Below are 9,445 nucleotides of genomic sequence, written 5' to 3'. Positions count from 1 at the left end.
AAGTGATTGGTGTAGACAATGTGGATACGACAACACAAACAATTCCGTACGAAACCATCATTCGTTATAATCCTGATTTACCTGTCGGTACAGTGAATCAAGTGGTACAAGAAGGTCAAGACGGTACGACAACAACGACAACGACATATGATGTAGACAGCACAACAGGTACATTGTCTAATCCGCAAGTAACACAAAGCACAACAGCACCTATCAATAAAATTGTAGAATATGGTCCGGTTGAAGGTACGATTGTGTATCAACCAGATGAGAATCTGCCATATGGTGAAACAGAAACAAATCCAGGTACGCCAGGCGACCCGAATGATCCGAATAACTTACCGACTGAAACAGTAGTGAAAGTGGGTAACCAAGTTACAACAACGGATGCGTTGCCATATGACACGCAATATGTTCCAACAACTGAACCAGTAGGCTATGAAAATGTGAAAGTCGCAGGTCAAGATGGTACATCTACAACGACAACAGTGTATGATGTGGATCCAACAACAGGTACATTAAGCAATCCAGCAGTGACGACAAATACAACACCAGCTGTCACACAAGTTGTTGAAAAAGGCACAACGCAAGTCACAACAAGTGCTGTACCATATGAAACGGTTTATGTAGAAAATCCTAATTTACCTGAAGGTGCACAAAATGTGCTTCAAGAAGGTTCAGCAGGTCAAACACAAACAACGACAGTTTATTCACTCAATGCGGAAACAGGTGCTTTAGAAAACCCGGTTTCTTCTACAGTGACAACACAAGAAGCAATCAATCGTATTATTGAAGTCGGTACAGGCGTAACGACAACAACGACAACACCGATTGCGCCGACTACGTCATACGAAGCTAATCCAGATTATACGCAACCTGTCGGAACACAAACTGTGACAGTCCCTGGTCAAGCAGGCGAATCAACGACAACGAAAGCACCAGGACAAGAAGCGGTTACGGAAACAACGATTCCTGCAGTGAATGAAATTATTGGTGTGAATAACGTAGAACGTACAGAAACAACCATTCCATACGAAACAATCGTACGTTATAACCCAAGCCTTCCTGTAGGTACAACAGATTATGTCGCACAAGAAGGTACGAACGGTACAACGACAACGACAACAACGTATGAGGTAGATAATCAAACAGGTGCGTTAACGAATCCACAAACACAAACGACAACAGTAGATGCGGTGAATCGTATTGTGGAATATGGGCCGGTAGAAGGCGGCATCATTTATCAACCAGATGCGACGTTGCCTGCAGGTCAAACATCTACAACACCAGGTACACCTGGAGATCCAAACGACCCAGATAACTTACCGACAGATACTATTGTGAAAGTCGGCAATACAACAACAGAAACAACTCAAGTACCTTATGAAACGAAATATGTAGGTGTTGATGCACCAACAACTTATACGAATGTACAAACACCTGGTCAAACAGGTACAGAAACAACAACAACAACGTATAGCGTGAATCCTTCAACGGGTGCTTTAAGTAACCCGCAAATCACAACAACATCAACACCAGCTTTTGATGAAGTGATTGAAAAAGGTACGACACAAGTCACAACAGCTGACGTTCCTTACAATGTGGTTTACAAAGAAAATCCTAATCTACCTCAAGGTACAGAAAATATACTGCAAGCAGGTATCACAGGACAAACGCAAACAACAGTAACGTATACGGTGAATCCGCAAACAGGTGAGCTAGAAAATCCATTATCAACAGATCAAGTGCTAGTAGAAAAACAAGACTTGATTATTGAAGTGGGTGTCGGCACAACATCAACGACAACAACAGAAATTCCGCCAGAAACAACGTACGTTGCGAACCCTGATCCAGACGCAGGTACAGGTGATACACAAGTGGTGACACCAGGCGTACCGGGCGAGTCAACGACAACGAAAACACCTGGACAAGAAGCGGTGACAGAAGTTACTACACCAGCGGTTAATGAAGTGATTGGTGTAGACAATGTGGATACGACAACGCAAACGATTCCGTATGAAACAATCATCCGTTACAATCCAGACTTACCTGTCGGTACAACAGATTATGTTGCGCAAGAAGGTCAAAATGGAGTCACTACAACGACAACAACGTATGAGGTGGACAGTCAAACAGGTGCGTTGACGAATCCTCAGACTGAAACACAAACAACAAATCCAGTGCAACGTATTGTGGAATATGGACCAGTAGAAGGCGGTGTGGTCTACCAACCAGATTCAAGTGTGCCATATGGCGAAACAGTAACTATTCCAGGTACACCAGGTGACCCGAATGATCCAAATAATCCACCGACAGAGACGGTCGTTAAAGTTGGTAATATGACAACAGATACAACACCAGTTGCGTATGACACGCAATATGTACCGACAACTCAACCAGTGGGCTACGAAAATATTACGACACCAGGTCAAGACGGAGTAGTAACGACAACAACGATTTATCAAGTGGACAAGACAACAGGTACATTGATTAATCCAGAAGTAACATCAATCAAGACACCACCTGTCACACAAATTGTGGAAAAAGGTACAACACAAACATCAACGAACGATGTACCATACGAAACAGTGTATATCGAGAACCCTAACTTGCCTCAAGGCACACAAAACGAGTTACAGGCAGGTGTTACAGGTCAAACGACAACGACTGTGACGTATACGTTGAACCCACAAACAGGTGCGTTAGAAAATCCGACAGAAGTGACAACTACTGATATTGCGAAACAAGACAGAATCATTGAAGTCGGCAGCGGTACAACAACATCTACGACAACACCGATTGCGCCGCAAACTTCATATGAAGCGAACCCAGATGTATCACAACCAATTGGTACACAAACAGTGATTACAGAAGGACAACCAGGTGAATCTACAACAACGAAAGAACCGGGTCAAGAAGCGGTAACAGAAGTGACAACACCAGCAGTGAATGAGGTTATCGGTGTCAACAACGTAGAACAAACAACAGAAACGATTCCGTATGACACGATTGTCAGATATAATCCGAATCTGCCAGTCGGCACAACGGACCATGTCGCACAAGAAGGTCAAAACGGTGTTACTACGAAGACAACAACGTATGAAGTAGATGCGACAACGGGTGCGTTGATTAACCCGACAACGAATACTGAGACAACCAACCCAGTGCAACGTATTGTGGAATATGGACCAGCTGCAGGCCAAGTGGTTTACCAACCGGATCCGAACTTACCAGCAGGTGAAACAAGAACAGTGGAAGGTCAACCAGGAGATCCGAATGACCCAGATAATCCACCGACAAACACAGTCGTTTATGTAGGTAATGTCGTAACTGATTCAACATCAGTACCATACGATACGCAGTATATCAGTACAGATGAGCCTATTGGTTATGAAAGTGTCGTAACACCAGGTCAAGACGGTACGACAACTACAACGACAACGTATGAAGTGGATCCGATGACAGGCGCATTAATAAATCCAACAACATCAACTGAAACAACATCACCGACATCGCAAATTGTCGCAAAAGGTACAACTCAAACAACAACGAATGACGTACCATTCGAAACAATTTATCAAGAAAATCCTAACTTACCGCAAGGTACTCAAAATGAAGTACAAGCAGGTATCACAGGTCAAACTGAAACAACAACGACGTATACAGTCAATCCAGAAACTGGTGCACTTGAAAATCCATCAACTGTCACAACAACTGTGACACCGGCACAAAATAGAGTGATTGAAATCGGAGTCGGCACAACCGCAACGACAACAACAGAAATACCGCCGTCAACTTCATATGAAGCGAATCCAGATCCATCACAACCAATCGGTACACAGACAGTGACAACAGAAGGACAACCAGGTATTGAAACAACAACGAAAGTACCAGGGCAACCTGCGACATCAGAAATTACAACACCACCAGTCAATGAAGTGGTAGGTGTGAACAATGTTGAACAAACAACAACACCTATACCATTTGAAACAATTATCAGATACAATCCTGATTTACCAGTCGGTACAGTTAATCATGTGGCACAAGAAGGTCAAAACGGCGTAACTACAACGACGACAACGTACGAAGTAGACAAAACAACAGGCGCTTTATTGAATCCGACAACAACAGAATCTGTCACAACACCGCCAGTTGACCGTGTGATTGAATATGGACCTGTCGCACCATCTACAACGTACCGTCCAAATCCAGACTTGCCAGTTGGCGAGACACAAGTGATAGAAGAAGGTACGCCAGGAGATCCGAATGACCCGAATAATCTGCCGAAAGACAGAGTGATCAGTGTCGGCACGAAAGTGGTCACAACGACAGATATCCCATATAACACAATCTACCAAGACAATCCGAACTTACCAGCAGGTACAGAATATGAAGTACAGCCAGGTAAAACAGGTCAAACACAAACAACAACAGTTTACGGCGTAGATCCAAAAACAGGTGAACTCATCAATCCAGATACAACAACAATTACACTGGTTGAAAAGGTAGACAGAATTGTTGAAAGAGGAACTGGCACAGTACCAGTTGACCCAGAAGATCCGGGTACAACACCAGAAGAACCAGAACAACCTGAAGATCCGGGCACAACACCAGAAGAACCAGAACAACCTGAAGATCCGGGCACAACACCAGAGGAACCAGAACAACCTGAAGATCCAGGCACAACACCAGAAGGTCCAGGTACAACACCGGAAGAACCACAAGAGCCTGAAAATCCTGAGAAACCAACACCAGAAGTTCCAGAAACGCCAGGAACACCAGAACAGCCTGAAAATCCAACGCAACCAGAAAAACCAGAAGAGCCTGAAACAGAAGTGCCAAATGAACCAAGCGAACCAAATCAACCAGAACAACCAACAACACCAAGTACACCTGAGACACCATCACAACCGACATCACCAGAAGTTACTGTGCCATCTGAAGATAAAGATGGAGTAACGCCACCACATGTACCATCTGAACCTGAAACTAATGATGGTACAACAGTAACGACTGAAGGTGAACAAGATGTACCAGCTCAGTCAGAAGCTGAAGGTAAACAACTAACAAAAGCAGATAAGCAACAAACTGCTAAAGATAAAGACTTGCCTGATACAGGTCAAGATGATGTGAAGAAAACATTATTCGGCACATTGTTCGCTGGTTTAGGTGCTTGGTTACTCTTTGGTAAACGTCGTAAGAAAGATAATGAAGAGAAATAAGTATTAAATTTAAAAACTGAATAAGTAAGATGAGACGTCCTTTGAAAGTTCGAGGGGCGTCTTTTTTATGGTTTTTTATTTCTGAAATGGTAAAGGTGAGATTGTGTTAATTGTATGTAAAGAATGTTAAGTGAGTGTTGATTTTATAATTAGTTTATTAATGGTATGTAATTCTAAAATTAGGATTGTTAAATAATAATTTTAATTACGAATATTGATTGAATACTTTTTACTTAGTGGATTATACTGTTACTAAATTGGAACATAATATCTAATTAGAATATTTGCGATGTGTGATGAAATGGCAGAAATCTTTTCGGATGGAAGCGATAAACAAAAAACCATTTGGATATTTGGCAGATATTCTAAAGTATTATTTCTTGGCATCATAGTGAGAGATAATCGTTAAAGATAAAGGAGAAGATAGCTATGCAAATACCATTTAGTCCGCCTAAAATTTCTGAAGAGGCCATCGAAAGTGTTGTGGAAACTTTAAGATGCGGTTGGATTACGACAGGGCCTAAAACGAAAGCATTTGAGGAAGCGTTAACTGACTATATGGGGACAGAAGGCACAGTCGCAATGAACTCAGCAACGGCTGCTTTAGAAATGACATTACGTTTATTAGGTATCGGCGAAGGGGACGAAGTCATCACTTCTGCTTATACATACACCGCTTCAGCCTCAGTCATCGCCCATGTCGGCGCTAAAATTGTATTAGTAGACACGCAAAAAGACTCCTTAGAAATGGATTACACACAACTCGAAGATAAAATCACAGAAAACACAAAAGCCATTATTCCTGTGGATATTGCAGGTCAATTATGCGATTACGATCGATTATTTGAAATTGCACGTCGTAAACAAGCACTTTTCCACACGGAAAATCCTGTGCACGCTTTATTAAATCGTATAGCGATTATTAATGATGGTGCCCATTCATTCGGCGCGACCAAAGGGGAAAACAAAAGCGGCAGCTTCGCAGACTTTACCACATTCTCTTTCCATGCGGTAAAAAATCTGACGACTGCTGAAGGTGGGGCAGTTACATGGACGAAAGATTACGAAGCACATGGTTTTGATTTACAGAAACTATACAAAACTTCTATTCTGCACGGTCAAAGTAAAGATGCCTTATCTAAAATGCAGAAAGGGAACTGGGAATATGACATCTCAGAGTTAGGTTACAAATTCAATATGACAGATATCAATGCGGCCATTGGTTTGGATCAACTCAATCATTATGATGAAAACTTAGCACGCCGTAAAGAAGTGGTACGTTTATATGATGAAAATTTAAACTCAGATGTTATCAAGACGCTAAAACACTTTGATAATGATAAAGAATCCAGCTGTCACTTATATATCACGTGGATTAAAGGGGCAACAGAAGAACAACGTAATGCGATTATTGAACATTTGGCGGATGAAGGTATTGCGACAAATGTGCATTATAAACCGTTACCGATGTTTTCAGCGTACCAAGAATACGGCTTTGACATTAAAGATTTCCCGAATGCGTATGCGCATTATGTGAACGAATTGACGTTACCGCTTTATCCGCAATTAACAGATGAACAAGTAGAATACATTATTAAACAAGTGAATGAAGCAGTCGGCGGGGTGCTGGTATGAAGAAGGTCTTAATTCTAGGTGTGGCACCTGTACAAGCTGAAGCTATAGAGAAATTAAAAGAGATGGGTTACGAAACACATGCGTTGGCTATGAAAAAAGATGGCCCTGGTGCTGACAGTGCAGATTATTTTGAAGAGATTAATATTATAGATGAAGCAGCAGTCATCGCTTATATCAAACAACATCATATTGATGCTGTTTATTCAGTAGGCTCAGATTTGGCTATGCCAGTTGCGAATAAAATCTCAGAAGCCTTAGATTTACCACACTTTGTCAGTTATGACACAGCATATGCATGTAATCACAAAGATGTGATGCGTGCACAAACCAAAGGGATTACAGGTTCTGTCCCTTTTGAAATCACAAAAGATGTGAACCATCAAACAGAAATTGACTACCCAGTCTTTGTAAAACCGACAGATGGTCAAGGACAACGTGGCATTACTTTAGTGACACAAGCTGCTGATTTACCAGAAGCGATTGCTTATGCGGTGGATCAGTCTAGAGAAGGCGCAGCAATTATTGAACGCTATATCGATGGTTATGAAATTTCAGTGAATGGCTATGTTGTAGATGGCGAACTGCAATTTACCTTAGTATCGATGCGTGAAACGTGGCCGCAACATCCAGGTTTAATCCATAAACATATTATCGACCCTGATTATGATTATCCTATGGCTTCTATTGAAGCAGCGATTGCAGCACACTTAGAGACCCTGAAAATTCAAAACGGTCCTGTGTATGCGCAAGTAAAAGTAATGAATCACGAAGCATTTATTATTGAAATTACGCCACGCTTTGATGGTTGTCATATGCATAAATTGATTCAATATTATAATCATGATGACTTATTAGAGAAAACGTTCAAGCATCTTCTAGAAGAACAAGCCCCTACATTTACGGAGGCGACAACGACACAATCAGTAGTCTTAGAATTTATGTGTGAGACACCGAAACAACCGATTGATTATTATCAATTCAAAGTACCAGATCATACTTTAGAAAGCTATCGTTATTACCAACAAGGAGAATTCATCAGACCTGTTAACGGTGTGTATGACAAAGTGGGCTTTTATATTTATCCGCTGATGAAGGAGGAAGATTAAATGGCCTTTAGAATTACAGGCGGCACAGGATTGCTTGGTCGCTATCTGACTGCTTTATTAGAAGATAAAGCTATTGATTATACAGTTTTATCACGTCGTCAAAATACAGAAGATGCGCATCAAGTTCAAACCGATTACAGCGAGGCTTCTTTGGAGATGATATTTCAAGAAGATGATGTCATTGTTCATCTGGCAGGTAATAGAGGACCAAAGAAAAACATCAGCAGTTATACAGAAGAAGTACAGATGGCACAACATGTGTTTGAAGCGGCGCTTGAACAAAAATGTAAAAAAGTAATCGTGGCTTCTTCTATTTCTGTATATGATGATACTTCTACATTGCCTTGGCAGGAAGAAGACGCAGTGAATGATGTGCCGAAGTCTTTATATGGTTTGAATAAACGTTATATTGAACAGCTGGCTGCGTATTATCGTAAGCATTATCAGTTGGATATAGTGTGTTTACGTTTCTCTCATTTATTTGGCGCACATGAGAAAAATAACTATATGATTAATTATTTTATGCGCTTAGCTTTGTTAGGGAAGCCCTTAACAGTAATGGGTGAGAGTGATGTATCACGTGAATTTTTATATGCGAAAGATGCGGCAAATGCGATTTGGCAAGCGTCACAGCATCCAAACACTTCCTTAATTCAAAACATTAAAGGCAGTGAAACGTTAACGAACCTAGAAGTGGCGCAACATATCAATCAAGTGTTCGGCAATCCGACTGACATTCAACGTCAAGATGAAGATGTGCCGGATTATTTTAAACCTTCTTATATGAATGGTACACGAGCACAACAAGAAATTGATTTTGTCCCTCAATATCAGTTTATAGATGCATTACAAGAAATTTATCGAGAAATGGAGGGGCTGCGTGATGAGTTACCGGAAAAATATTAAGCGTTTGTTAGATGTGTTGTTATTTGTAGCGTTGTTGCCGGTGTTATTAATTGTAGCTTTGCCTGTTAGTATAATGATTAAGAGAGAAGATAAAGGCAGTATCTTATATAATGGACAACGTTTAGGTGTCGGTATGTTGCCTTTTGAAATGCATAAGTTTCGTACAATGAAAGAAAACGCACAAGATATTCGTAATGCGGATGGCAGTACGTTCAATAGTGATCAAGACCCACGTGTGACAAATATCGGTCGTGTGTTACGTCAAACAAGTATTGATGAATTACCGCAATTGCTGAACGTATTAAAAGGTGACATGAGCTTTGTCGGACCGCGTCCGAGTCCGCTTGGCAATACACATCGTTATCCGGATTACTATAAAACAAAGTTTCATGTGAAACCTGGTATTACGGGTTTAACACAAGCTTTGTTGCGAAATAGTGCTTCGATGGAAGAACGTATGCGTTTAGATGCTTTTTATGCGGCGAATGTCAGCTTTAAAATGGATGCATTTGTGATATATAAAACGATTTCAACGGTGTTATTACGAAAAAATATTAATCAGAAGTAAGAGAGGAA

General features: G+C 41.0%; 5 protein-coding genes. All 5 read left to right on the top strand.

What is annotated here, in order from left to right:
- Positions 1–20: 20 nt before the first annotated feature.
- The 5 genes from HMPREF2603_RS07400 (at position 21) to HMPREF2603_RS07380 (ending at position 9,437) form a co-directional block, all read left to right on the top strand.
- Entirely contained in the window at positions 21–5,222 is a 5,202-nt protein-coding gene (locus HMPREF2603_RS07400) for a G5 domain-containing protein (protein WP_222563223.1), read from the top strand.
- A 429-nt stretch (positions 5,223–5,651) separates the two neighbouring features.
- Complete coding sequence (locus HMPREF2603_RS07395; protein ID WP_002480007.1) at positions 5,652–6,857, top strand: DegT/DnrJ/EryC1/StrS family aminotransferase; 1,206 nt, start codon at positions 5,652–5,654, stop codon at positions 6,855–6,857.
- Complete coding sequence (locus HMPREF2603_RS07390; protein WP_060804484.1) at positions 6,854–7,963, top strand: ATP-grasp domain-containing protein; 1,110 nt, start codon at positions 6,854–6,856, stop codon at positions 7,961–7,963. Before HMPREF2603_RS07395 ends, HMPREF2603_RS07390 begins: the two co-directional genes overlap by 4 nt.
- A complete protein-coding gene (locus tag HMPREF2603_RS07385) occupies positions 7,964–8,869 on the top strand; it encodes an NAD-dependent epimerase/dehydratase family protein (protein WP_060804482.1) in 906 nt (301 codons plus the stop codon).
- A complete protein-coding gene (locus tag HMPREF2603_RS07380; protein WP_002480004.1) occupies positions 8,847–9,437 on the top strand; it encodes a sugar transferase in 591 nt (196 codons plus the stop codon). Before HMPREF2603_RS07385 ends, HMPREF2603_RS07380 begins: the two co-directional genes overlap by 23 nt.
- Positions 9,438–9,445: the final 8 nt, after the last annotated feature.

Source organism: Staphylococcus sp. HMSC055C03 (assembly GCF_001809385.1).
GTDB lineage: Bacteria > Bacillota > Bacilli > Staphylococcales > Staphylococcaceae > Staphylococcus > Staphylococcus simulans.
The sequence above is the reverse complement of the archived record's forward strand: the minus strand, read 5'-3'. Positions and strand labels throughout refer to the sequence as shown.